The organism is Pseudomonas sp. BT76 TE3572 (assembly GCF_050435365.1).
Lineage (GTDB): Bacteria > Pseudomonadota > Gammaproteobacteria > Pseudomonadales > Pseudomonadaceae > Aquipseudomonas > Aquipseudomonas fluorescens_W.
In genome coordinates this window covers 409,126-433,202 of sequence record NZ_JBNDKE010000001.1, presented here as the reverse complement: position 1 = coordinate 433,202, position 24,077 = coordinate 409,126, and the positions used below count along the sequence as shown (strand labels likewise).

General features: G+C 55.4%; 21 protein-coding genes and 1 tRNA gene. 11 read left to right on the top strand and 11 right to left on the bottom strand.

The window, feature by feature from the left end:
• Window positions 1–79 precede the first annotated feature (79 nt).
• The 4 genes from ABH912_RS01970 to ABH912_RS01955 all read right to left on the bottom strand — a co-directional run bounded on the left by ABH912_RS01970 (window position 80) and on the right by ABH912_RS01955 (window position 4,870).
• Window positions 80–997, bottom strand: a complete 918-nt coding sequence (locus tag ABH912_RS01970; RefSeq protein ID WP_429509421.1) for a DMT family transporter — start codon at window positions 995–997, stop codon at window positions 80–82.
• 108 nt (window positions 998–1,105) lie between these two features.
• A complete protein-coding gene (locus ABH912_RS01965; RefSeq protein ID WP_429509420.1) occupies window positions 1,106–2,452 on the bottom strand; it encodes an NAD(P)/FAD-dependent oxidoreductase in 1,347 nt (448 codons plus the stop codon).
• Entirely contained in the window at window positions 2,449–3,966 is a 1,518-nt protein-coding gene (locus ABH912_RS01960) for an aldehyde dehydrogenase (RefSeq protein WP_429509419.1), read from the bottom strand. Before ABH912_RS01960 ends, ABH912_RS01965 begins: the two co-directional genes overlap by 4 nt.
• Window positions 3,959–4,870, bottom strand: a complete 912-nt coding sequence (locus tag ABH912_RS01955) for a dihydrodipicolinate synthase family protein (RefSeq protein ID WP_183679607.1) — start codon at window positions 4,868–4,870, stop codon at window positions 3,959–3,961. The genes ABH912_RS01960 and ABH912_RS01955 overlap by 8 nt, the downstream gene beginning before the upstream one ends.
• Before the next feature lie 731 nt (window positions 4,871–5,601).
• Here ABH912_RS01955 and ABH912_RS01950 point away from each other — a divergent pair.
• Window positions 5,602–6,837 (top strand): aromatic ring-hydroxylating oxygenase subunit alpha, encoded by a 1,236-nt coding sequence (locus ABH912_RS01950; RefSeq protein ID WP_033061690.1) that lies wholly within the window; start codon window positions 5,602–5,604, stop codon window positions 6,835–6,837.
• A 98-nt stretch (window positions 6,838–6,935) separates the two neighbouring features.
• Here the strand turns inward: ABH912_RS01950 and ABH912_RS01945 are convergent, their stop codons facing one another.
• A complete protein-coding gene (locus tag ABH912_RS01945) occupies window positions 6,936–7,898 on the bottom strand; it encodes a LysR family transcriptional regulator (RefSeq protein ID WP_429509418.1) in 963 nt (320 codons plus the stop codon).
• A 448-nt stretch (window positions 7,899–8,346) separates the two neighbouring features.
• On the opposite strand from ABH912_RS01945, the gene ABH912_RS01940 reads away from it, so the two are divergent.
• The 7 genes from ABH912_RS01940 to ABH912_RS01910 all read left to right on the top strand — a co-directional run bounded on the left by ABH912_RS01940 (window position 8,347) and on the right by ABH912_RS01910 (window position 15,982).
• Window positions 8,347–9,384 (top strand): quaternary amine ABC transporter ATP-binding protein, encoded by a 1,038-nt coding sequence (locus ABH912_RS01940; protein ID WP_429509417.1) that lies wholly within the window; start codon window positions 8,347–8,349, stop codon window positions 9,382–9,384.
• An 8-nt stretch (window positions 9,385–9,392) separates the two neighbouring features.
• Window positions 9,393–10,397 carry a glycine betaine/L-proline ABC transporter permease ProW gene (gene proW, locus ABH912_RS01935; protein ID WP_429512999.1) on the top strand — a complete coding sequence of 335 codons (1,005 nt, stop codon included), beginning with the start codon at window positions 9,393–9,395 and terminating at the stop codon, window positions 10,395–10,397.
• 69 nt (window positions 10,398–10,466) lie between these two features.
• Window positions 10,467–11,510: a glycine betaine/L-proline ABC transporter substrate-binding protein ProX gene (proX, locus tag ABH912_RS01930; protein WP_197281791.1), complete on the top strand. Its 1,044-nt coding sequence runs from the start codon at window positions 10,467–10,469 to the stop codon at window positions 11,508–11,510.
• An 86-nt stretch (window positions 11,511–11,596) separates the two neighbouring features.
• Window positions 11,597–12,946 (top strand): MmgE/PrpD family protein, encoded by a 1,350-nt coding sequence (locus ABH912_RS01925; RefSeq protein WP_429509416.1) that lies wholly within the window; start codon window positions 11,597–11,599, stop codon window positions 12,944–12,946.
• A 47-nt stretch (window positions 12,947–12,993) separates the two neighbouring features.
• Window positions 12,994–14,028, top strand: coding sequence for a GlxA family transcriptional regulator (locus ABH912_RS01920; protein WP_429509415.1), 1,035 nt, complete (start codon window positions 12,994–12,996; stop codon window positions 14,026–14,028).
• A 100-nt stretch (window positions 14,029–14,128) separates the two neighbouring features.
• Entirely contained in the window at window positions 14,129–15,280 is a 1,152-nt protein-coding gene (locus ABH912_RS01915; RefSeq protein ID WP_429509414.1) for an MFS transporter, read from the top strand.
• A 51-nt stretch (window positions 15,281–15,331) separates the two neighbouring features.
• Window positions 15,332–15,982 carry a dimethylsulfonioproprionate lyase family protein gene (locus tag ABH912_RS01910; RefSeq protein WP_429509413.1) on the top strand — a complete coding sequence of 217 codons (651 nt, stop codon included), beginning with the start codon at window positions 15,332–15,334 and terminating at the stop codon, window positions 15,980–15,982.
• Between the two features lie 207 nt (window positions 15,983–16,189).
• Here ABH912_RS01910 and ABH912_RS01905 read toward each other — a convergent pair.
• From ABH912_RS01905 to ABH912_RS01880, 6 genes are all read right to left on the bottom strand, one after another.
• Window positions 16,190–16,265 (bottom strand) — tRNA-Gly (locus tag ABH912_RS01905).
• A gap of 62 nt (window positions 16,266–16,327) precedes the next feature.
• Entirely contained in the window at window positions 16,328–16,888 is a 561-nt protein-coding gene (gene pgsA / locus ABH912_RS01900) for a CDP-diacylglycerol--glycerol-3-phosphate 3-phosphatidyltransferase (RefSeq protein WP_008150904.1), read from the bottom strand.
• A gap of 32 nt (window positions 16,889–16,920) precedes the next feature.
• Complete coding sequence (uvrC, locus tag ABH912_RS01895) at window positions 16,921–18,744, bottom strand: excinuclease ABC subunit UvrC (protein WP_033061681.1); 1,824 nt, start codon at window positions 18,742–18,744, stop codon at window positions 16,921–16,923.
• A gap of 2 nt (window positions 18,745–18,746) precedes the next feature.
• Window positions 18,747–19,388, bottom strand: a complete 642-nt coding sequence (gene gacA / locus ABH912_RS01890; protein ID WP_008015884.1) for a response regulator transcription factor GacA — start codon at window positions 19,386–19,388, stop codon at window positions 18,747–18,749.
• Window positions 19,389–19,514: 126 nt separating this feature from the next.
• The gene (locus ABH912_RS01885) at window positions 19,515–19,958 is read right to left on the bottom strand and encodes a GNAT family N-acetyltransferase (protein WP_429512997.1); all 444 of its coding nucleotides are present in this window, start codon (window positions 19,956–19,958) and stop codon (window positions 19,515–19,517) included.
• A complete protein-coding gene (locus ABH912_RS01880; protein ID WP_429509412.1) occupies window positions 19,958–20,716 on the bottom strand; it encodes a carbon-nitrogen hydrolase family protein in 759 nt (252 codons plus the stop codon). Before ABH912_RS01880 ends, ABH912_RS01885 begins: the two co-directional genes overlap by 1 nt.
• Before the next feature lie 625 nt (window positions 20,717–21,341).
• Between ABH912_RS01880 and ABH912_RS01875 the strand changes: the two genes are divergently transcribed.
• From ABH912_RS01875 to ABH912_RS01865, 3 genes are all read left to right on the top strand, one after another.
• Window positions 21,342–22,430: a 3-deoxy-7-phosphoheptulonate synthase gene (locus ABH912_RS01875; protein WP_429509411.1), complete on the top strand. Its 1,089-nt coding sequence runs from the start codon at window positions 21,342–21,344 to the stop codon at window positions 22,428–22,430.
• Window positions 22,431–22,718: 288 nt separating this feature from the next.
• Window positions 22,719–23,600, top strand: a complete 882-nt coding sequence (locus ABH912_RS01870) for a lipase family alpha/beta hydrolase (RefSeq protein WP_429509410.1) — start codon at window positions 22,719–22,721, stop codon at window positions 23,598–23,600.
• Between the two features lie 108 nt (window positions 23,601–23,708).
• The gene (locus ABH912_RS01865; protein ID WP_033061676.1) at window positions 23,709–23,990 is read left to right on the top strand and encodes a peptidylprolyl isomerase; all 282 of its coding nucleotides are present in this window, start codon (window positions 23,709–23,711) and stop codon (window positions 23,988–23,990) included.
• Window positions 23,991–24,077 lie beyond the last annotated feature (87 nt).

Genomic DNA, 24,077 nt, shown 5'->3' with positions numbered 1-24,077 from the left:
TTTGAGCTGCCCTTTTTTATCGTCGTGTCTCGCCCTGAAAACCAACCACACATTGATTACTTCATACACTCAGGTACGTTCACGCCTTTGCCTTAATCGCATACAGCCCCCCAATAATCACCAGCGCTGCACCGACAACCACCCAGGTGTCCGGGCGCTCGGCAAAAACGATCACACCAATCAACGTGGCGAACACCAGAAGCGCATAGTTGAACGGCTGCAGGGAAGAAGCGGTCGCGTATTTCAGTGCTTGAATGAAGAGAATCTGTGCGACTACTCCCGTCAATGCCAGGATCCCCATCAAGAGGCCCTGGACTGGAGTCGGAGTAACCCATGCGGGCAGCCCCGCAAATGTGACCGTCAGGGCACCCACACTTGCCATGTAGAGCATGTTCGTAGCAAAGGAGTCGTGTTGGCTAATCCGGCGCGTCAGTACGTTGAACACCGCGAACGCCAAAGCAGCCAGCAGGGGGATCAGCGCCGCGAGTTCAAAGACGCCCGCGCCTGGCCGGAGAATGATCAGTGTGCCGGTGAACCCTATCGCCGCAGCAACCCAGCGCCGCAGACCTATGAACTCCCCAAGCACCGACCCCGCCAATGCCAGTGTCATCAGCGGAAATACGGCATAGAGCGCATGCATTTCGGCCAGGCCCAAATATCGTAACCCCACTGCAAACAGTAGGGTTTCACCCACGGCCAGCAACGCTCGAATGATTTGCAGCCAGGGGTGCTTACTGCGAAACGACGCTTTTGCCCTGCCTTGGCAGGCGGCATATCCGAGGGCAAAAACGACAAACACCCAATAGCGCATCATGACCAGTTGGGCAACCGGGAAGTCTTTGACAAGCACCTTGGTTATTCCGTCCTGGCTCGCAAAGATAAGCATTGAAAACAAGCATAGAAAGATCCCGAGTTGGGGCTTCGCGACCCCAGGATTAGCGGCAACAGTGGGCGCAGTATTTTTTGTTCGGTCGCTCTTCAATTGCACTTCGGTCATGCCCTTCCCCTTTGCAGGATGCCTTCCAGATATTTCTCATGGATTATTCCGTTCTTATTAGTGACTTGTTAAACGGCCTTTATTGGAAAAGCCGACAACTAAAATTGGTTAACCTTCTCGCCCGGCCCAAAACTCATGCCAGCGAATAACCGAACTGACGCCCAGTTTCGTTATTATCTTGGGGGGTAGCTTGCTGGGGCCTGGCGCGTGACTGAAGCTATCGAGAAACTCCGAACGCGTACCCGATGCCAACTCCGCAACCATCACACCTGCCAGGGTGCTTTTCACAGTACCCAGTCCATTTTCGCAGCAAGCCGAGTACAGGTTTTCTTCAATCTCGCCAAATGCTGCAGCGCTGTTACGACTTAGGCACAGGCGGCCGGCCCAACTGAATTCCAACGCCGTGGATTTCAACTCGGGAAAGCGCGCATCCAGGGAATGTCGCTGCTCCTTAGCCACCGCGGCTACCCGCTCTGGAGTGACCTGGATACTCGGGTCATAGGTGAACTTTGTCCGAATGACAATTCGCGAGAGACCGTCTGAAGAGATCTTGCGAACGGTCGCTCCCATTGGATCCGCCGGCAGCAACGCCCACTTGGCTTTGCCCGGCACCTCTTTCCTGAATTCATCATCACTGTACGCCGCCGTCATGGAAGCGTAAGTGAAGACGTGCAGCAGGCGTCCTTGATAATGGCCAAAGTCTTCAATGTGCCCGTTAACCCCCAGGATGACCTTGGGTGCGTGCACCGTACCGTTATGAGATCGAGCGCTCCAACCGCTTCCCTGCTTGGTCAACTCAATAATCGGAGAGCGTTCGAACAGCGTGATTTTCCCGTCGAGCCCTGCTGCCAGGTCTCTGATGTATTGCGCGGGTTGAATCATCACTGCGCCGGGCGTGTAGATCCCACCGTGGTAGTAGGTGGACCCGGTGATTTCGCGCATTTGCGCGGCATCAAACATCTCGAACTTCTCGCCAATGCGCTCAAGGGATTTGGCGTAATTAACGTTCAGCTTCAATCCCCGCTCAGTGGCGGCCGCGTTGATCTTTCCTGAAGGGTCGAAGGTGTCGGCAGACATGCCGTACTCGCGTGCCGCCTGCGCAGCGAAATCGATCGCAAAGCGATTTTGCGTGATCTCCATCGCCGTTGCAGACTCACTCGCCACGGAGTATTCCCCGGACGACAGACTGTGCGGCACATCGATCATGAAACCAGAGTTTCTGCCCGCCGGCCCCTTGGCGACTTCATGAGCATCGACCACAACAATGCTGTCACCCGGGTGTAACTGTGAAAGTCTGCGAGCGGCGGACAAGCCGGCAAAACCGGCACCGATAATCAGCCAATCCGCCGTCACGTTTCCATCAAGCATGCGGACAGGCGCAGTGCGTGCGGAAATCGCCTCCCAACCTGAAACCCCGGTGTCTACCGGCAGGCGCTTGATGGTATGGCTGCTCATTTTCCGGTCTCTTCATCCGACCGATCAGACACATCGATCCAGATCGTTTTGATTTCGGTGTACTGGTCATGAGCAAAAATCGATTTGTCCCGCCCCCCGAAGCCCGACTCTTTGTAGCCGCCGAATGGCGTCGATGCGTCGCCCTCGCCAAAGCAGTTGACGGTGACGATGCCGGCACGAATTTCCCGCGACAACTTGATCGCCCGGCGCAGGCTGCCGGTATAAACCGAGGCGGCCAGGCCGTAGACCGTGTCATTGGCCAGCGCAATGGCTTCGGAAATCGTGTTGAAGGTAGTGACCGACAGAATTGGGCCGAAGATCTCTTCCTGGAACAACCGGTTGTCTCGGCCAACACCGTCAATTACGGTTGGCTCTACAAAGGCCCCGTCTTTGGTCGCGCCACCGTAAACAACTTGAAGCTTTCCGGCAGCGGCGTGCTCAAGGTACGACTTCACTTTTGCGAAATGCTCTGGGCTGACCAACGACCCTACGCGGTTCTGAGGATCGAGTGGATCACCCATCTTCCATTCGCGGATGTAGGCGCCCATGCGCTCCAGCAGCTCGTCTTTAACGGACGCATGGACGATCAGACGAGAAGTTGCGGAGCAGTTTTCGCCCATGTTCCAGAACGCGCCATTGACGACATGCTGAGCGACGAGATCCAGGTCCTGGGCATCGTCCATCACCACGGCCGGATTCTTTCCGCCGCATTCAAGGACGATGCGCTTCAGGTTCGAATCGGCGGCGTAATGCAGGAAGCGGCGGCCGGTCGCGGTGGACCCGGTGAAGCTCACCATGTCGACATCGTTGTGCAAACCAATGGGCTCACCGACGTCTTTGCCCGTGCCGGTTACAATGTTGAGGACACCAGCAGGTATACCGGCTTCAAACGCCAGCTGAGCGACACGCAACGTGGTCAGCGAGGTTTGTTCAGCAGGTTTGACGATGACCGAGCAGCCCGCAGCGAGCGCAGGACCGATTTTCCAGGCCAGCATCAGCAGTGGGAAGTTCCACGGCAATACGCAGCCCACCACGCCGATCGGCTCCCGGACCACCATGGTCAGCGCGTCACTGCCCACCGGAGCGGTGTTGTCATAAATCTTGTCAATCAGTTCTGCGTGCCAACGGATCGTGTGGATGGTGTCCGGGATGTCGACCAACTGACATTCACTGACTGGTTTGCCGCTATCGAGACTTTCGAGGACGGCCAGTTCGTATTGATGGCTTTCAAGCAGGTTTGCAAACTTCAACAGAACTGCTTTGCGCTCCCGAGGAGAAATAGATCTCCAGCGTCCATCCTCAAAGGCTTCCTTGGCATTGCTCACCGCAAAGTCGACATCTTCGGACGAACAGGCAGCGACGTCAGTCAGAAACTCCCCCGTCGCCGGATTATTCGTGGCGAAGGTTTTGCCAGAGATCGCAGGTGTATACGCGCCATTGATGAACGCTTTGGATGGCAATGAAATGTCTTTGGCCAGAGCGGCATAGTCGGCCTTGCTCAGAAGATCACCCATGGCTGGCTCCCGAAGAAATGTTGGCTACGTTACGTTTGAGTTCAGTAATGACCGACGCGAAACTCTGCTTTTCGTCCGCTTCAAGTGGCTGCAATGGCAGGCGCACGTTACCGACTTTCAATCCGGCAACTTCGCAACCGTACTTGATCGACTGCACGAACTTGCCGCCGTCCAAAGCATTCATCAGCGGCATCATCGCCGACATGATTTGACGGCCTTTGTCGAAGTTCTTTTCGATCACGCAGGCTTCATAAAGCGCAACGTGTTCCTTGGGCAGGAAGTTGGAACCTGCGCACACCCAACTGCGAGCGCCCCAGGCAAAAAACTCGAGGGCCTGGTCGTCCCATCCGCAGGACAAGGCGATGTTGGGGAACTGCCGAGCCAGCATATGCACCTGACCCATGTCGCCAGAACTTTCCTTGATGGCAACGACGTTTTTCGATTGGCTGACACGCGTGAAATACTCTTCATCCATCGAAACGCACATGCGCCCCGGATAGTTATAAAGCATGATCGGCAAGTCCGCTGCGCGATCGATAGTGAGCGCGTGAATCGCGTTTTCCTGTGAGGTTGGCAACGCGTAAGGCGGGGACGTGACAAGAATGGCGTCCGCTTTGATCGATTTCGCATCCTTGGCGTACTGAACCGCATCTTCGGTACGAATCGCCCCAGTACTGACGATCAGTTGCACCCGAGTGCCGATCACATCTTTGGCGTAGGCCGCCAACTCGGTGCGTTCTTCGCTCGTCTGCGCATAATACTCGCCGGTCGACCCGCCGATAATAATGCCGTGCACCTTCGCCTCAATCAGCGACTCCAAAACTTGCGAGTACACATTCCAGTCAATCTCCCCGTCCGAGTTATAAGGAGTTACTGCTGGCGTATAAATACCTTCAAATTTCAAGATAAATGCTCCGAATACGAATTAGGTGGAAGATAAACGAGCGCGTCAGTTTGGATGCCATGAGGCGCGATAAAATTTCCATGTTTCACGGGACAGTTCCCAATGCTTAACACACGACTAGTACGGTTAACCGTTGAATCCAGACTGGCATGGGCCAAGAAGACGGTCAATAGAGTGTATTTCCAGCGCATGCATTTCCAGGGTGTATCTTTGCTCGTCATGAAAAATAAAATTACCTTAACTATCAAAGGCTTGAAATTTCCCTGCCAAGGCCGCGACGTCAATCGATAACATTTGTTTATGCATTGATAAGAGTAAAAGTTTCTTGTTGGTGCATGATTACCGACGTAGCCTTACAACAGCGATATTCTACCGACGAATTGGATAATAGAATTCCTCGCACCTTCGTTTCATTAGTTTGAATTTATTTGCCCGGGCTCGAATAGAAACTGTAGAAAATTGCTATTGATGCAAACATCGGCATTACAGGAATGTCTGCATTAGTAAGGACTCGGACGAAATGAGTGCACGGATGGCACCCCCATCCAAGAAGGCACATTTTTCGTAAGGCGCTTTCTGGACGTCGCAAAACGTACCGGTTCGCGGATAGAAGCAGCACGGTTTGATGGGCTTGCATCCACAGACGGTACTGCGAACTCAAGACCGTTTGGCCTCACCTCGCTGAGCAGGCTGAACGTGTCGTCCCCTTGGTATTTTGGAGTGTGTTGACCGTGAGCACTAAATCGGCAGTTTCAAATCTTATCGCGCAGCGCAAGCCTGACCACGCGCTGCCAGGTGCCCTCTATAGCGATCCAGACGTTTACAGGCAGGATCTGGAACAGATCTGGCACAAAAGCTGGATCTTCGCAGGGCACACATTTGAGCTGGAGAAGTCGGGGCAGTATCTATCGCTGCAAATCGGCGATTACCCTGTCGCTATCGTGCGCGGCGCAGACAAGCAGATTCGTGCCTTCCACAACGCCTGCCGCCATCGCGGTTCCAAGGTGTGCCCGGAAGCAAGCGGCAAAGTTGCCAAACTGGTGTGCCCTTACCACAAATGGACATTCGAGCTGGACGGCAGACTGCTGTTCGCCGGGAACATGGGGGACGATTTCGACAAGTCTCAGCATGGGTTGAAGTCCGTGCATTGTGAGGTGGTCGAAACGTACATCTATGTGTGCGTTGCAGATGTCGCCCCAGACTTTTCGTCGTTCAGAAAATCCGTCACTCCTTTCGTTGCGCCTCATAACCTGGACGACTGCAAAGTCGCGTTTGAGTCGAACATCATCGAGAAAGGCAACTGGAAACTGGTTTTCGAGAACAACCGTGAGTGCTACCACTGCGATTGTACTCACCCGGAATTGATGCACTCATTCGTGGACAACCCATCAGTGGGCGGCGCCGGCGGCGATGAAGATCTCGAACTCAAAGAGCACTGGGATCGCTGCGAGGCGGCAGGTCTGCCTAGTCGATTGGTCATGGATGAGGAGGGTCGTTTCCGAATGACGCGCATCCCCCTGTTTTCCGGGGCAGTCAGCTACACAATGGATGGCAAGCCTGCGGTCGCCGGCCGGTTGGACACAACCGGTGAAGCCAACATCGGTGCGCTGCTTTATTTCAATTACCCATCAACCTGGAACCACTTTCTGGGCGATCACGCGCTGAGCTTCCGCGTTCTGCCGATCGGTCCTGGCGAGACGTTGGTCACTACAAAATGGATCGTCAAGAAGGACGCGCAGGAAGGTGTCGACTACGACATCGATCGCCTGACCAAGGTTTGGCTTGCAACCAATGACCAGGATCGCACCTTGGTTGAAGGGGCACAGGTCGGCGTCAGTTCTCCGGCTTACGAGCCAGGCCCATTGTCGGTGGCCAGCGAAATTGGTGTATGTCAGTTTGATGATTGGTACTGCAAAACGATGCTTGAACAGCTCAATGACACGATCCCGTTAAGATCTGTCGGCTAAGTGCAACACTGCCGGTGGTGAGAGCCACGAATGATCACCACCGGCATCCCCCGCTCTCCCTTTCCCGTAATCCGAGTCATTGTGCTGCCAATACTCTTCTAAACATCTCTGGAAAACTGGGCCAGAATCCAGTCGCGTAGCCGACAACACGCGTCATCATTGATCCGGTCTTCACGGAATGTCAGATAGTGCTGACTTTCGTGGAGAACCACTTCTTCTTCGATTGGACGAATCAGCGTGCCGTTTTCGATCAGGTTTGCAACCAGGTGATTCCATCCCAGCGCTACGCCCTGATGGGTCAACACCATGCTGATTACCAGGTTGTAGTCATTTGCGTTGAAAACGTGAGGGCTGTCGTGGGGGCGTTTCTCGATATCAACATCGTGATAAGCCAGCCAAACGCCCCAGTCAACATGCTCCGCTACCTGGGATCTGCCATAGGGACTGAGGTTTAGCAAAACTCCGTCACGTATTCCTTCAAGGCTGGACAGCTCAGGGTGCTCCTCTTTGTAACGAGGTGTGCACACCGGGTAGATGACGTCATGGAACAAGGGATAGCTACGATATCCATCCTGAATCCTGGCCATTTTGGTGATGAAGATGTCTGGAGTGACACCGGGTTCCATCGACAAAAAGTTTTGAGTGGTTACCAGATTGAGGTCGATGTCTGCATTCTTGGTAAAAAAACCCGGCAGCTTCGCTGCGAGCCAAAGGGCTGAGAACGCGGGAGAACAGCAAAGCGTCAACGTGCGCTTGCCAGCGTTGTTGGTTCGAATGCGCTCCGCCGCTTGGGAAATGTTAACGAAAGATAACTGTGCAGCATCAAAAAAAATGGATCCGGCTTCCGTCAACTCGACCGCTCGACCCACCCTCTTGAAAAGATCCACCCCAAGGTACGCCTCAAGCTCCCGAATCTGACGGCTGATTGCCGCTTGAGTAACGCACAGCGCTTCAGCCGCACGCGTAAAGCTCTGATATTTGGCGGCGGCTACGAATGACTTCACTGCTTTCAGAGACGGCATTTTCAGCAGCGTCATGTCTGGATCGATGTGCTTAACCATAACCTAGAGTATTGAATATCCGGTTCGGGGCCCTTTGGAGGGCCGTTAGGGACGAAATCGGCGAGAGGGTTCCGCCCAGAGCCTACGCTGGAGCGTAGCTGAAACACAGGGTCTAAGACAGTGCCAGCGGCATTCGTGTTCGCAACTAGCACCGCCGCAGTCGCAAACTGACATAATTAAATGATTGATAACATCACGTTATTGATTGGCTGGAATAAATGTTGTTAGACGCTGACTCTATTAGGTAATAACTTGGTTCTCAAGGAACTGCTTAATTCAGAGCCGATAAAACAAAAATAATAAACATCACATAATAAAGAGGATGGTCACAATGACTAATTCCCAACCTTTCTCACAGTTTGACTGCCCTCACAAGCACCGTCTTAACTGATCAAGATACGTACACATAAGTTCTTGATCTTACGTCGTAATTGCAGCAGGAGGGGTTATGAGTCTTGGTGACGAGATACTCTCGGTAAAAAACATTTACAAAGTCTTTGGTACTCAGCCAAAGCTCGCGATGGAGATGCTGGCTCGCGGTGCTGATAAAAGTGAAATTTTCAGCAAAACCGGTCAAGTCGTTGGCGTTTTTGATGCCAGTTTCTCCGTAAAACGTGGAGAGATTTTCGTCATCATGGGACTTTCCGGTTCCGGGAAGTCGACGATGGTGCGGTTGTTCAATCGACTGATCGAGCCAACTTCCGGAACGATCCATCTCAACGGTAATGAAATCACCGGTCTGTCGGATGCTGATCTCCTCAGCGTTCGTCGCAAAGACATGAGCATGGTGTTTCAGTCGTTTGCTCTGATGCCCCACATGAGTGTGATCGACAACGTTGCTTTCGGCCTGGAAATCTCTGGTGTCGAGGAAAGTGAACGGCATAAACGTGCACTTGAGGCACTTAAACAGGTGGGGCTCGATGGCCACGCCTACAGCTATCCGCACCAACTGTCCGGCGGTATGCAACAGCGGGTAGGCCTGGCCCGAGCGCTGGCCAACGACCCCGCCATCCTGCTGATGGACGAAGCATTCTCGGCACTCGACCCGTTGATTCGCCACGAAATGCAGGGCGAACTGATCCGCCTGCAGGCAGAACAGCATCGCACCATCATCTTCATCTCCCATGACATTGATGAGGCGATTCGCATCGGCCATCGCATCGCGATCATGGAGGGTGGCCGGGTAGTACAGATCGGGACCCCGCAAGAGCTGCTTTGCAACCCCGCGAATGATTACGTCAGAGCTTTCTTTAAAGGCTTTGATGCCTCGAAGATCCTCAAGGCGGGTGATGTCGCCAAAATTTGCGCAGAGCATCCGTACGCCATGGATCAATCCACTCCTACGCTGCGCGACGATGTACTCCTACAGGACGTCTTTCACATCGTTGCTGATGCCGTTAATCCAGTTGCCGTGCTGGATCGCCAGGGTGTGTTCAAAGGCACGATCTCCAAGAGCCTACTGCTTCAGACAATGAGCCGTCACTAACAGGCTTTATTTGCTGGCTTGCCAGGCTCGGACATTCAGGTGATTACATGAACGAATTCAATTTCCTAGACCCATTTCAATCCATCAACGTCCCTTTGGGCCAATGGGTAGAAGTTGCCCTGAACTTTCTGGTTCATAATTTCCGCGAGGTTTTCCGATCGATAAGATGGCCAATCGACCAAGTACTTAATGGTATTCAGTTCGGCTTGTTGGCTATTCCTCCGTCAATATTCATTATTATTGCAACGCTCTTCGGCTGGCAGATAGGAGGGAAAAAGATAGGCATACTTTGTTTCGTCACCCTCACCCTCTTAGGAGTGATCGGGGTATGGAATGACGCCATGATCACCCTCGCCCTAGTGCTCACTTCACTGTTTTTCTGTGCAGTTATTGGCATTCCGCTGGGCGTCCTGTGTGCCCGAAGTGACCGGCTGGAGATGCTTCTTCGCCCGGTACTCGATGCAATGCAAACACTGCCTGCATTTGTTTATCTGGTGCCCGTGGTGATGCTGTTTGGCATCGGTAACGTACCGGGAGTCCTGGTCACGATCATCTTTTCGGTCGCACCACTGGTCAGGCTCACCAACCTGGGGATTCGCCAGGTACCGGAAGACAAGGTTGAGGCGGCCCGTGCTTTCGGATGCACCCCACGCCAGATGCTGAGGCGGGTTCAACTTCCTTTAGCTGCTCCGACGATCATGGCGGGTCTGAATCAGTCATTGATGTTGTCACTGTCCATGGTGGTGATCGCTTCAATGATATCGGTTGGTGGACTGGGGATGATGGTACTTCGAGGGATTGGCCGCCTCGATATGGGCTTGGCAACCGTCGGTGGACTGGGTCTGGTATTGCTGGCGATTTTCCTCGACCGACTGACCCAGGCAATGGGCGAACGCAGTAACAGGGCAACCAAAGGTGAACACTGGTACCAGACAGGACCGGCGGGCGTCATTTATCGCCTGAAAAGAAAAAACACTGTCATGAAAATAGAAGTCAGTCCTAAAGAAAGCTAACTCCGCTAAGCGGCGTGTCGTGAACCAAAAGAAATGCCAACTTCTTTAATCCAGCCAAGGCAAACGATAATGAACTTCACAACCTTCGGAATAAAACAGAAATTCATTCACTCTGTGGCGCTTTTAGTACTAGCGGTATCCCCTGTTTTCGCATCAGCCGCCACGGCGCAGGAGCCCGGAAAAGGTGTATCAATCACCCCAATTTTCCCGTCAATTGCCGAAGAGCGATTTCGCGGAGAGATCGCAATGGCGGGGCTCAAGGAATTGGGCTACGACGTTCAGACGCCTAAGGAAACCGAGTACTCCACCATGATGATTGCACTTGCCAATGGTGACGCTGATTTCTCGGTTCATCTGTGGGAGGAACTGCACAAATCGTTCTACGCGAAGGCCGGCGGTGATGAAGCGATGGTGAAAACCGGCAATATTATGCCGGGCGTACTGCAGGGCTACATGATCGATAAGAAAACCGCTGACCAGTATCACATCACCTCTCTCGATGATTTGAAAAAGCCAGAGATTGCCAAGCTGTTCGATAGTAACGGCGACGGTAAAGCGGACATGACTGGTTGCAACCCCGGCTGGGGCTGTGAGCTGATCATTGCCCACCATATGAAAGCCTATGGCCTGGATAAGACTGTCACAAATAACCAGGGCTCCTATTTTGCCCTGATGGCCGACACCATTGCTCGTTATAAAGAAGGCAAGCCAATTCTCTATTACACCTGGGTACCTCAGTGGATCTCCGGTGTTCTGGTCGAAGGTAAAGATGTTGTTTGGTTAACCGTGCCACGTACGGATCTTCCAGGCGGTAAGAACGATGTCAACACTACCTTCAATGGCAAAAACCTTGGTTTCGCGGTAGACACTGTCAGAGCGGTCATCAACAAAGAATTCGCCGAGAAAAATCCGGCTGCCGTGAAGTTCCTGTCTGAAATGCAGATCTCTACTGACGATGAAAGCGCGCAAAATCTCAAAATGCACAATGGTGAAAAAAGTGCAGCTGACATTACTCGTCACGCCAAAGAATGGATCGCGGCCCATCACGCGAAATACGACAGCTGGCTGGTAGACGCACGAGCCGCCGCTAATACCGCCACCGCAAAAAATTAATCCCTTCATTTAAATCTGCATAAAAGGTTGCCCTTCCCCGGGCAACTTTTTATCCGTTTCGGCGTTCATCATTCAGGAATCATGAAATGCAGTTGTATTCATTCGTCCAGAATTTCAGTTACCAGGACGCGCCCCTGCATATACGCGAGTTGGTTAAAACCTGCCTGCTCGACATCATTGGTGTGGCCGCCGGTGCTCGCGACAATCAAACCAGCGTGATGCTCAAAACCTACGCTGACACTCACTACTCTGCCAACAAGCTGTCCAGCCGCCTTTGGTTCGATGGCAGGGCCGTGCATCCTTTGGGTGCCGCGTACGCAGGCGGTTTCTGCGTTGATAGCCTGGATGCACACGAAGGTCACTTCACCTCCAAGGGGCATGCGGGTGCAACCGTTGTCCCGGCCATTGTTGCTTTGGTAGACGCGTATCGCAGTCAGGGTAAAGACATCAGCGGCGAAGAGTTCCTCAGCGCACTGTGCATCGGTTACGAGACCGCCTTACGGGCGGGACAGGCATTGATGGCCACCGCCCCTGAATATCATGCCTCAGGTGCCTTTTCCGGGATCGGAGTCGTTTGCGCCGGTGCCCGCCTGCTGAAGCTTGATGAAACGACATTCCGTCATGCGCTGGGTATCGCAGAATACTTCGGCCCGAGGTGCCCGATGATGCGCCTGGTGAGCTTTCCGACGATGTTGCGTGATGCCCACGGCGCCGGGGCGTATGCCGGACTCAACGCACTACTGATGGCACAGCTCGGTGTCACTGGCGCTCCAGCTGCCACCGTTGAACCTTTGGAGATTTCCACTTTCTGGCAGGACATCGGAACCCGTTGGGAGATCGACGAGCAATATTTCAAGCCTTGGCCGGTATGTCGCTGGGCGCAACCGGCACTCACCGCCATGACCGATTTGATGCGAGCACATCCGGCCATCACTGCTGAGTTGATCGAGACCATTGATGTGGAAACGTTCCACGAGTCTGTGTGCTTGCAGGGGCATTTTCCGAAGAATGCGGACGAGGCCCAGTATGCGCTGGCGTTCCCGCTGGCTGCCTTGATCGTTCGCGGGAAGCTGGGCCCTAAAGAGGTCACCGGGGATGCCATTCATGCGCCAGACATCTTGAGCATCAGCGAGAAAATTACCCTTCACGAGGCGCCTGACCTGTCCGCCAGGTTCCCGGAGGAAATTCTGTCCCGCGTCACCGTTACCCTGAAAGACGGCACGCGTCTTACAAGCCCGACAGCGACGGCCAAGGGCGACCCCGGCAACCCTATGTCGAGTGACGAACTCACCGCTAAATACCATTTACTGGCTGATGACAGTTTGGGAGCCACGCTCAGCAATGCCATAAAAAACAGCGTTGAAGCATTGCCCGGTAGTGATGACTGCCAATCATTCTTTGATTTGTTGCTGTCTGCTCCAAAAACCGCTGCGTAGATCCGCTACGGTTTCTTAGCTATTCGCTCAGGTGTCAAAGAGGATTTATGTCATTCGTATTCGAGAGCGTGCTCAAAGACAAGAACATGGGGTACTCCTATACGGCAGAGAAACCAATAAAGCCGCAGGCGGTGACTCGTGTAGCTTTCGTGCTTTTGAACAATTTCTCGATGATGTCATTTACCGGCGCTATCGATGCGCTGGTGACCGCCAACCTGATTAGCGAAACACCGGCGTTTGAGGTGTTGACTGTCGGCATCAAGAGCCGTCTGGTCATGAGCGATCTGGGAATTGCGATTTCGGCAGACCTGGAGTTATCACAACTTCCGGATCGTATCGACGTACTCATCGTCGCCGGTGGATTGCGAGTGAGGCTGATCAGCGACCCGCTATTACGGCGCAAGCTGCGTAACGTCGCCTCTCTTGGCGCGACCATGGGAGGCTTGTGGAACGGGGCATTTTTCCTGGCAGAAGCTCAGCTAATGGACGGTGTCGAGTGTGCCTTCCATCCAGACGGACGAGCGATGATGGAGGATGTTTTTCCCAAAGTGCTGGTCTCTTGTCGAACTCACGTAATAGACAAAAACCGTATCACGTGCGCCGGCGCCAGCAGCTCGTTACGCATGATGCTGGAGCTCATCACCGCCAAACAAGGCGTGTCGCTGACCCATGCTGTCGAGGAAATACTCAGTTGCGATCAAACCTCTGAAGTCTCTGGGATATCGACTGTCATTGTTGACTCTGACCCCACCTTGCCCCAAACCCTGAAACTCGCTTTAGAACTGATGCAAAAGAACATCGAAGAGCCGCTATCGATCGATGAACTGGCTGAATGTGTGAACATTTCCCGACGACAATTGGAGCGTCGCTTCTGTCGTTTCGTGGGCGCCACGCCCACCCGTTACTACCTTGAGCTGCGCTTGACTCGAGCACGCCAGCTTATTCTGCAGAGCAATCGGCCGATCACCGATATCGCGATTGCGACCGGCTTCTGTAGTTTCGCCAATTTTCATATGCGCTTTCGTGACTTCTTTGGCGTAGCGCCGAGTAGTTATAGAGCAACGTATGAGCGCAGGCGCTAGGTTTTCCGAAACCCAGGCCCGCCAAAAACACACAAGAAACCCGTACTGTCTAAGCCGAACAAACGATGGCTAGCATCATCGATAAGGATTACCGAGAATTATGAATGCTCCATCGCCGGTGTTGGTACCCACGGCTAACTACAGCGAGCGGATGTCTACTCGCATCGCCTTCCTTATCGCGGGTTTACTCATGTCCGCATGGGCGCCTCTGGTCCCATTGGTTAAAGCCCGCACTGGCCTGGACGATGGTGGCCTTGGGTTGCTGCTGCTTGGCCTGGGCGGTGGATCTATTGTGGCCATGCCTTTCGCTGGTTATCTCACTGCACACTATGGATGCCGCCCGGTCGTCATCTGGGCGACGATTGTCTTGTGTGCCGTTCTTCCGCTGTTGAGCACCGTAGTGTGGCTACCGGGCCTGGTCATCGCTGTCATTATCTTTGGTGCCAGCATGGGGATGCTTGATTGCGCCATGAACATTCAGTCTGTCATTGTCGAGAAAAACAGCGGCCAGGCACTTCAATCCGGCTTCCATGGCCTTTACAGCGTCGGGGGCATATTGGGCGCCGGGGCGATGACCGCTTTATTGACCTTCGGGCTCGATCCGCTGATTGCGGCGCTTTGTATCGTTGCCGCCGTTTTGGGATCGCTTTACAAGGCTGCGCCTGCTTTGCTGACTTACGGCACTGAACGGGGTGGACCCCTGTTCGCGGTGCCCAGGGGTATCGTGCTGTTTTTAGGGGCGCTCTGTTTCATCGTCTTCCTCACTGAAGGCGCAATCCTCGACTGGAGCGCGGTTTTCCTAGTCTCGAGCCGAGGGTTAGAGCCGAGCATCGCCGGCTTGGGCTACGCATCCTTCGCCGCTGCGATGACGGTGGGCCGCCTGACAGGAGATGCCATCGTCAGCAAACTAGGCGGCGTACGCGTCGTTGCGCTTGGCGGACTCTGCGCAGCCGCGGGCATGATCGTGTCGCTTGGAATCGACGGCTGGGCCGCGTCCCTGATTGGCTACGCTCTGGTCGGTGCTGGATGCTCAAATATTGTCCCGGTGCTCTTTACGGCTGTAGGCCGCCAGCAACGTATGCCACAGGCGGTAGCCATCCCCGCTGTCATCTCGATGGGCTACGCGGGGATTCTGATAGGTCCCGTATTTATCGGAGCGGTCGCCCATCTGTGTACCTTGTCATTCGCTCTTGGCTGCGTAAGTGTTCTGCTGGTTTTTGTCAGTGCGACAGCTCGATTACTTCGCAATTAACCGAATCGGTTCAGGCGCGATTTCACCATTATGTTCAAGAGGTAAAAGGTGATGCAGTCGTTACCACAGATGTCGGAACAAGAACGCCTGATACAGGGAGTGGTGATGCGGGAGGCACTTGTGCGAATCCTGGCCCGGCATTCTCAAGTGAGTGGCGTTGATGGCGTGGATACAGAAATCTGTGTTCGCTCCCTGAGCAATGCGCGCCTGGACATCGGCTTGCCTCCCTTCTCGGGCGCCTCCCTGCCCGCTTGCCTGGAACCCACGGTAACGCGGGCATTGGCTGATGCACCCCGAACAGAACGGGACTTCAAGATTCTCCTATCGGCTCTTGAGGCCCTGCTGCCCAGTAGTCGCTGGATAAAGCGATCCGCTTCAGAAGGGGACGATGCTGCTTTCGAAGAAAAGCACCGACATGCGCTGATTCTCGGCAAGGGCGCACTGCTTGAATGTTCGACTATGACAGTGGGGTTAGCGGTCATGGAGCCTGAACTTTGCTATCCGTACCACAAACACCCCCCAGCAGAGTTTTATGTCGTTTTATCGGAAGGTAACTGGTACCGAGACGATGTCGGCTGGTGGAATCCCGGGCCGGGCGGTGTGGTGTTCAACCCACCATCGGCGGTCCATTCAATGAGGTCAACCGACAAGCCCTTGCTGGCACTTTGGGGACTTTGGGGACTTTCTTATGCAGTGGATTGATGCACCGACAATCAGCAAGTTGCTCGACACATAGAGAGCCGCTGCCAGTCATCGCCGATCTTTACCTCAGGATCCTGGACTTAATCCTGAACTTAAACGCACCGGACAGTGCTGGATTTCAGTTTTTCTCGCCGGAACGAAAAAAGGACCCGAAGGTCCTGATTTCAATCGCTTGCAGAATTCAGTGGAAATCTGCAGCGTAATATTTGGAGCGGGAAACGAGACTCGAACTCGCGACCCCGACCTTGGCAAGGTCGTGCTCTACCAACTGAGCTATTCCCGCGTCTTGGTGAGGCGCATTCTATAGAATCCAGATGCCCCGTCAACCCCTTGATTCAAAAAAGTTTATTTCTTTTCCACGTCGGTCTTCAGATGCGGCCAGGCAGCCCGCAAATACTGGACCATGGACCACAACGTCAGGCCCGCGGATATCAGCAGCAAGGCGTAACCGAGCAGCACCCAGAACGTGAAATCCGACGGATTGGCCAGCAGGATCACCAGCGCCAGCATTTGCGCGGCGGTCTTCCATTTGCCCAGATTCGACACCGCGACGTGAGCGCGGGCGCCGAGTTCGGCCATCCATTCGCGAAGTGCCGAGACGACAATCTCGCGACCGATGATCACGGCGGCCGGCAGCGTGAGCCACAGGTTGCCATGTTCTTGCACCAGCAATACCAGCGCAACGGCGACCATCAGCTTGTCAGCCACGGGATCGAGGAAAGCCCCGAACGGCGTGCTTTGTTCCAGTCGGCGGGCCAGATACCCATCCAGCCAGTCTGTGGCGGCGGCAAATGCGAACACCGAGGCGGACGCCAGGTAGCTCCATTGATACGGCAGGTAGAACAGTAAAATGAAGATCGGTATGAGCAGGACGCGTAGTACGGTAATCAGATTAGGGATATTCATCGGCACAACTGGCTACGAGGTGAGGGGGCATTCTACTCGCTGTGCAGATTGGCATAAATCAACTCTGCGAGCTTTTTACTGATCCCGGGTGCTTTGGCGATCTCTTCGATGCTGGCACGAGACAGCTCCTGCAATCCACCAAAATGTTTCAACAAATCGCGGCGACGGGTCGGTCCGACGCCGGCAACGCCCTCCAGTGTAGACGTGCGGCGAGTTTTTCCACGACGGGCGCGGTGCCCGGTAATCGCGAAACGGTGAGCTTCGTCGCGTATCTGCTGGATCAAATGCAACGCGGGGGAATCGCCGCGCAAGGTGAATTCGTGGGCAGCATCGTTCAGGTACAGGGTTTCGAAACCGGCCTTGCGCGTGGCGCCCTTGGCCACGCCCAGCAGAATCAGATCAGGCACGGCCAGTTCATTGAGCACGTCGCGGGCCATGGACAGCTGCCCCTTGCCACCGTCCACCAGCAAAATGTCCGGTAGCTTGCCCTCCCCGTCCTTCAGCTTGCTGAAGCGTCGGGTCAGGGCCTGGTGCATCGCAGCGTAGTCATCACCCGGGGTGACGCCTTCAATGTTGTAGCGACGGTAGTCGGACTTGATCGGACCTTCGGGGCCAAACACCACGCAGGATGCCACCGTCGCTTCGCCACTGGAGTGACTGATGTCGTAACACTCCAGGCGCTGCGGTGGCTCATCCAGGTTCAACACTTCCGCCAAGGCATCGAAACGTGCAGCAACGTGTTGACGGTTGGCCAGTCGCGCTCCCAGGGCCTGCTCGGCATTGGTGACCGCCAACTGTTGCCAGCGTGCTCGCGTACCACGAACCCTATGACTGATGGTCAATTCGCGACCGCGCAGCTCATCGATGGCCGCGATCAGGGTCGGGAAATCTTCGTGAACCACGTTGACGATCAGTTCGCTCGGCAAGTCGCGCTCGGGACTGCTGACAAAGTACTGGCCGAGAAACGCCGCCATGACTTCGGAAACGTCTTCTTCAATACCCACCTGCGGGAAGAAGTTCTTGCTCCCCAGCACCCGCCCGCCACGCACACTGATCAAATGAACACAGGCACCACCCGGATTGACAAACGCGGCGATCACATCGACATCGCCGGTCCCGCCTTCCATGCTTTGCTGGTCCTGGACCCGGCGCAGTAATGAAATCTGATCCCGCAACTCGGCCGCACGTTCGAACTCGAGATTGATCGCCGCCTCTTCCATTCCTGCGGACAACTCATCCGTCAGCGCATTGCTGCGCCCCTCAAGGAACATCACCGAGTGCCGTACGTCTTCAGCGTATACCTCAGGCTCCACCAGCCCGACACAGGGCGCCTTGCAGCGTTTGATCTGGTATTGCAGGCAAGGACGCGTACGGTTCTTGTAATAGCTGTCTTCGCACTGACGAACGAAAAACGTCTTTTGCAGCAGGCTCAGGCTTTCACGAATCGCACCGGCGCTGGGATAAGGGCCGAAATACTTGCCCTTGGCCTTTTTTGCACCGCGATGGATGCTCAAGCGAGGGAACTGGCCATCCGAGAGAAAGACGTAGGGGTAGGATTTATCGTCGCGCAGCAGGATGTTGTAGGGCGGACGCCATTCCTTGATCAGCGTCTGCTCAAGCAACAAGGCTTCGGTTTCATTGGCCGTAATCGTCGTTTCGACCTGAGCGATACGCGCGACCAGCGCCGCGGTCTTGGGCGCAAGACCGGATTTGCGGAAGTAACTCGACAGGCGATTCTTGAGGTTCTTGGCCTTGCCGACATAGAGCAGGCGTGCCTCGCTGTCGAACATGCGATACACACCGGGGCGCCCACTGACCGTCGACAGAAAGGCGCTTGGATCGAAGACTTCAGTCATTTTCAGAGGCTGGCATCGACCATGCCGTGACGAACCGCCAACAGCGTCAACTCGACGTCGCTGCTGATCGAAAGCTTTTCGAAAATGCGGTAACGGTAAGTGTTCACGGTTTTTGGCGACAGACACAGTTTGTCGGAAATGATCTGGACCTTCTGACAGCCGACAATCATCAGCGCGATCTGGATTTCACGCTCCGACAAGGCGTCGAAAGGCGAATCGTTGGTCGGCTGGAAGGATTTGATCGCCAGTTGCTGTGCAATCTGCGGGCTAATGTAGCGCTGCCCGGCAAACACCAGGCGGATAGCCTGGACCATTTCCGGCAGCCCGGCGCCCTTGGTCAGATAGCCCGCGGCCCCGGCCTGCAACAACCGGGTCGGAAACGGGTCTTCTTCGCACACGGTGACCGCGACGACTTTGATATCCGGATGACTGCGCAATAATTTGCGCGTGGCTTCAAGACCGCCGATGCCGGGCATCTTGACGTCCATCAGTACCACATCGGGTTTCAACTCACGCGCCTTGAGCAGGGATTCTTCGCCTGACTCAGCCTGGCCGACTACTTGCAGGCCATCGATGTCAGCCAGCATTCGTGTAATGCCTGTACGAACGAGATCATGATCATCGACTACTAGCACCCTAATCAAGCAGACACCTCGCGAAATGGTCTTATTGGGTTGCCGACACCTTAGCAAAAAGCAACTGGCAGACCTAGCGGCAAGCGTCATATAAAAAGTTTCAATTCATCTTGAAAGGCTTGTCGTATACGTGTTTCAGCCGGGCGAGGCATTGACATCACGCTGCATTCTCAGGAAACACGCGTCCGTGCCGACCACCTTCAGGCCCTTTCTCGCATACAACGCTTGCGCGGGATTATTTTCAAAAACCGTCAAACGCAATGCCGGACGCCGTTCCTTGCACGCCATGGCGAATACCTGATCAATCGCCCAGGAACCGGCGCCCTGCCCTCGAAACGCTTCGAGGACGTGCAGTTCGCGGATGTACAGGGCTTGGGCGTCACGACTCAGACTGAAAAAGCCCAACACGGTACTGCCACTTACAATCAGCCAATTCTCGCGCCCTGCCCAGCCAACATCGAACCCTTCGTCCTGCCACAGCAGATCGTGCTGAATGTAATAGCGGAGCATGTTGTTGCGGGTCAGTTCACGAGCGAAGTCGAGGTCCCGGGATGTCGCCGGACGTAATTCAAATACCATCACCCCAATGCAACCTCCACTAATTGCCCTTTCCAGCCGTCAGCGTTGCGTCGAGCAACGACCATCAGGTTACCGGTTCCGGATGCAGACGCAATCAGCGAGCCGTCCGAGGACCAGATCGCGCTGCGACCTGCCGATTCCCAGCCACCCGTTGCACCGCCATGGTTGGCCATCAGGACCGCCATCGCATGAGTGCGGGCGTAGCCTTGCAACAACGCGGTATCCGGGGCGTAGCCGTTTTCCGTGATCAGCACGCCCGCCGCATAGAGATCGGCGCCTTGCTGCGCCGCTGCGGCGGCATGACTGGCGTGAGAGAAATCCGCGCACACCGCCAACGCGACCGTATCGGCACCTAGGGTCAGGGTCGAGCCGCCGGTTCCCGGTGCAAATGCCACCTCCTCGCCTGGATGCAGATGCTGTTTGCTATAGATCCCTAGCGATCCATCAGCGCCCAACACCAGCGCCCCAATCAATACGGGAGAATCTTCCGAGAGCCGTATCGGCATCCCGACGACAGTCGTCACCCCGACTTCCCGCGCCAAATCCCGCAGCGGCTGCAGAACCCCGGCGTCTGGCGCAATGGCCAATTCAGCCGCCAGTCCACGCTCGTACCCGGTCAGCGATAACTCCGGGAACACCAGCAATTGCACGCCCTGCTCCGCGGCAAGTTGCATGAAGCGCTGATGCCACACAATGTTGGCGGCAAGGTCCCCGGCGATGGAGATCGATTGAGCAGCGGCGATGATCAGGGGCGTCATGGTTCGTCCTTGTGACGTTGTATATAAGCGGAGCACAAAGTGTGTCACAACCGGCGACGCACTCAAGCGATAGAAAATGCCGTCGGTGATCGATAGCATTTTCTGATTGAATCCGTGTACCGGCCTCGAGTAAGCTCGGCGCATTCATCGGAGAAAGACCATGTCCAGCACCCTCTCACAGCTTCGTACCGTCAGCGCCCTGCGCTCGGTGGCGGCTGCCCGGGTGAATGACGTTTGTGCTCCGGTCAGCTTTTATTTTGGGTATTGGTTTAGCCACTGGCGCGCCTGATACCCACACGGCGCCCACTTTAAACGGGTCGCCACCAGAGATTTCTCAACCCCCGGTCGGCTTCCCGACCGGGGGTTTTGTTTTTTCAGCCCCGCACATTTTTAGCGACACACCAGACAACCAGAGGATTCAACAATGAACTACGCCACTTATTACCGTTACGACAGTTTTACCGCCTGGCGATTTAGCAGCCTCCGCTCGGGACAGCCTGCCGCCTCCGATCGGTCACCCACAGGTGGCAAGCACACACACGCAGCCAATCCGGCCAATTGTCGAACACCCCAGTAGGGCCGAGTGCGCGGGAACGAACCCGCCGCCAGCCCAGGAAGCCCGAATATGAACTCGTCCGTCTCTGCTCTGCCGCTGTCCATCTTGAGCCCTGCCAATGAAGCGCTGACTCTGCGTCTGCCCAGCTCATTGCAACTCAAACAGCAACTGCCCCTCAGCAACGCCCTGACCCAGCAAGTCGCCGCCCACCGCCAAGCGGTTCGCGCGATCCTCAACGGTGAAGACTCCCGTCTGCTGGTCATTGTCGGCCCTTGCTCGATTCACGATCCTAAGTCCGCCCTCGAATACGCCGGCAACCTCGCCCGCCTCGCCGCCGATGTCAGCAATGAAATGCTGCTGGTGATGCGCGCCTACGTCGAAAAACCCCGCACCACCATCGGCTGGAAAGGCCTGGCCTACGACCCGCAGCTTGATGGCAGCGACGACATGGCCGGCGGTTTAACGCTGTCCCGCGAGCTGATGCGCGAAATGCTCCGCCTGGGACTGCCGATTGCCACCGAATTGCTGCAACCGATGGCCGCCGGCTACTTCGATGACCTGTTGAGCTGGGTCGCTATTGGCGCTCGCACCACCGAGTCGCAGATCCACCGTGAAATGGCCAGCGGCCTGGGCATGCCGGTCGGCTTCAAGAACGGCACCGATGGCGGTGTCGGTGTGGCCAGCGACGCCATGCGCTCGGCCGCCCATCCGCATCGCCATTTCGGTGTCGACAGCCAGGGGCATCCGGCAATCATTCAGACGCCGGGCAATCCCGACACCCACCTGGTGCTGCGTGGCGGACACCGTGGACCGAACTACGACCGCGACAGTGTCGCTCAGGTGAACAGCGATTTGACCAAACTGAAGATCCCGACCCGGATCATGGTCGACTGCAGCCATGCCAACAGCGGCAAAGACCCATTGCGTCAGCCAGCGGTGTTCAACGATGTGCTTGAACAGCGCCTGCAAGGTGATCGTTCACTGATCGGCATGATGATCGAAAGTCACCTGTTCGAAGGCTGCCAACCGCTGGGCCCGTCAATGCGTTACGGCGTGTCAGTCACGGACGGCTGCCTTGGCTGGAACGGGACGGAATTGTTGTTGCGCCAGGCAGCCGATCGGCTCAGAGCGCAGAGCAGCGATCAACAATCGGCGTGAGCCATACCCTCTTCCAGTCCTCCCATCGAGGACTGGACGTCGGAATCGAGACACGATGAACAGGCAAACGGTGTTCCCGAAGTAGGCCATCGCGGTAAAACGTGCTGTTACAGATAAAAAGATGTCCAAATATTCCGACCAAGACCTCATGTACTTTCGAACTTTCGTACATTTTCTATTCCGTTTTCAGCAGGTTACAGCGGCTTTTTCATACAACGCCGAACAGTGGGTGTGCTTTAGAGTGAGCCCATCAACACACCTCTGAACGACTGCGAAAAAGGAAAGAACATGCTACGGAATGCAACCACTCAGTATCCGATCCTGTTGGTCCACGGGCTCTTCGGCTTCGATCGCATCGGCAAGGTCGAACTCTTTCATGACGTCAAGCAGGCCCTCAGGAGTGCAGGCGCAAGAGTGTTTATCCCGCACCTGTCGGCTACCCATAGCAATGAAGCCCGCGGCGACCAACTTCTGGCGCAGGTCGAACGGGTACTGGAAGGAACCGGTGCAAACAAAGTCAACTTGATCGGCCACAGCCAAGGCGCACTCGCCGCACGTTATGCGGCAGCGACAGCGCCGGAGGCCATCGCTTCGGTGACGTCCGTCAGCGGTCCGAATCACGGCTCGGAACTGGCCGACTTCCTGCGCAAGGCGCTGACGCCCGGCCGCCTGCCGGAACATGTCGCCGCGACGGTCGCAACGTTGTTTGCAGACTTTCTATCGTTGCTCAGCGGCCACCGTCACCTGCCGCAGAACGCCATCGCTGCTCTGAATGCCCTGACCACCGAAGGCGTAGGCGCGTTCAACGACAAATACCCCCAGGGCTTACCGAAAACCTGGGGTGGCAAGGGTCGCGAACGGGTCGACGGCGTACGTTATTACTCCTGGAGCGGCACCTTGCAGGGCGACACTCTCGACAAAGGGCTTGATGCACTGAGTCCACTGCACGGGTTTCTCCGCGCCTTTTCCCGATACTTCACCACCGAACCCGAGCAGAACGACGGCCTGGTTGGCCGCTACAGCTCCCATTTGGGCAAAGTCATCCGGTCCGACTATCCGCTGGATCATCTGGACAGCCTCAGCCAGACCGCCGGTCCGTTGCGCAAGGGCATCGACCCGATTGCCCTGTATGTGCAGCATGCGGAGCGTCTGAGAAATGCCGGTCTATAAAGGAATGCCATACCGGCCTCCAGGGTCTGGACGGAACTTTGAGGAGAAATAGGCCACTGAATCCGGTAGGCTCAGCACTTTACTGAACATTGAAAGGAGCATTTTCCCATGCCTAAAGCCACTGCCCGTCACATCCTGGTTGCCTCGGAAGCCAAGTGCAACGAACTGAAAGCCCAGATCGAAGGCGGCGCCGATTTCGCCGAAGTCGCCAAAGCCAACTCCACTTGCCCGTCCAGCCGCCAGGGCGGTGATCTGGGTTCGTTCGGTCCAGGCCAGATGGTCAAGGAATTCGACACCGTGGTCTTCAGCGCACCGATCAACGTGGTGCAAGGCCCGGTCAAGACCCAGTTCGGTTACCACCTGCTGGAAGTGACCAGCCGTCAGGACTGATCAAGCCTCAAGTTTTCTACACAACGGCCCGCCTTTTGGTGGGCCGTTGTGTTTCGGTTACGTGATACGAGTGGCGAGGGAAGCGCC

Bases quoted from the DNA above. Each gene is read 5' to 3' on its own strand.
- ABH912_RS01970 (WP_429509421.1), bottom strand. From the start codon at position 997: ATGACCGAAGTGCAATTGAAGAGCGACCGAACAAAAAATACTGCGCCC.
- ABH912_RS01965 (WP_429509420.1), bottom strand. From the start codon at position 2,452: ATGAGCAGCCATACCATCAAGCGCCTGCCGGTAGACACCGGGGTTTCA.
- ABH912_RS01960 (WP_429509419.1), bottom strand. From the start codon at position 3,966: ATGGGTGATCTTCTGAGCAAGGCCGACTATGCCGCTCTGGCCAAAGAC.
- ABH912_RS01945 (WP_429509418.1), bottom strand. From the start codon at position 7,898: ATGGTTAAGCACATCGATCCAGACATGACGCTGCTGAAAATGCCGTCT.
- ABH912_RS01940 (WP_429509417.1), top strand. From the start codon at position 8,347: ATGAGTCTTGGTGACGAGATACTCTCGGTAAAAAACATTTACAAAGTC.
- proX (WP_197281791.1), top strand. From the start codon at position 10,467: ATGAACTTCACAACCTTCGGAATAAAACAGAAATTCATTCACTCTGTG.
- ABH912_RS01925 (WP_429509416.1), top strand. From the start codon at position 11,597: ATGCAGTTGTATTCATTCGTCCAGAATTTCAGTTACCAGGACGCGCCC.
- ABH912_RS01920 (WP_429509415.1), top strand. From the start codon at position 12,994: ATGTCATTCGTATTCGAGAGCGTGCTCAAAGACAAGAACATGGGGTAC.
- ABH912_RS01915 (WP_429509414.1), top strand. From the start codon at position 14,129: ATGAATGCTCCATCGCCGGTGTTGGTACCCACGGCTAACTACAGCGAG.
- ABH912_RS01910 (WP_429509413.1), top strand. From the start codon at position 15,332: ATGCAGTCGTTACCACAGATGTCGGAACAAGAACGCCTGATACAGGGA.
- pgsA (WP_008150904.1), bottom strand. From the start codon at position 16,888: ATGAATATCCCTAATCTGATTACCGTACTACGCGTCCTGCTCATACCG.
- uvrC (WP_033061681.1), bottom strand. From the start codon at position 18,744: ATGACTGAAGTCTTCGATCCAAGCGCCTTTCTGTCGACGGTCAGTGGG.
- ABH912_RS01885 (WP_429512997.1), bottom strand. From the start codon at position 19,958: ATGGTATTTGAATTACGTCCGGCGACATCCCGGGACCTCGACTTCGCT.
- ABH912_RS01880 (WP_429509412.1), bottom strand. From the start codon at position 20,716: ATGACGCCCCTGATCATCGCCGCTGCTCAATCGATCTCCATCGCCGGG.
- ABH912_RS01875 (WP_429509411.1), top strand. From the start codon at position 21,342: ATGAACTCGTCCGTCTCTGCTCTGCCGCTGTCCATCTTGAGCCCTGCC.
- ABH912_RS01870 (WP_429509410.1), top strand. From the start codon at position 22,719: ATGCTACGGAATGCAACCACTCAGTATCCGATCCTGTTGGTCCACGGG.
- ABH912_RS01865 (WP_033061676.1), top strand. From the start codon at position 23,709: ATGCCTAAAGCCACTGCCCGTCACATCCTGGTTGCCTCGGAAGCCAAG.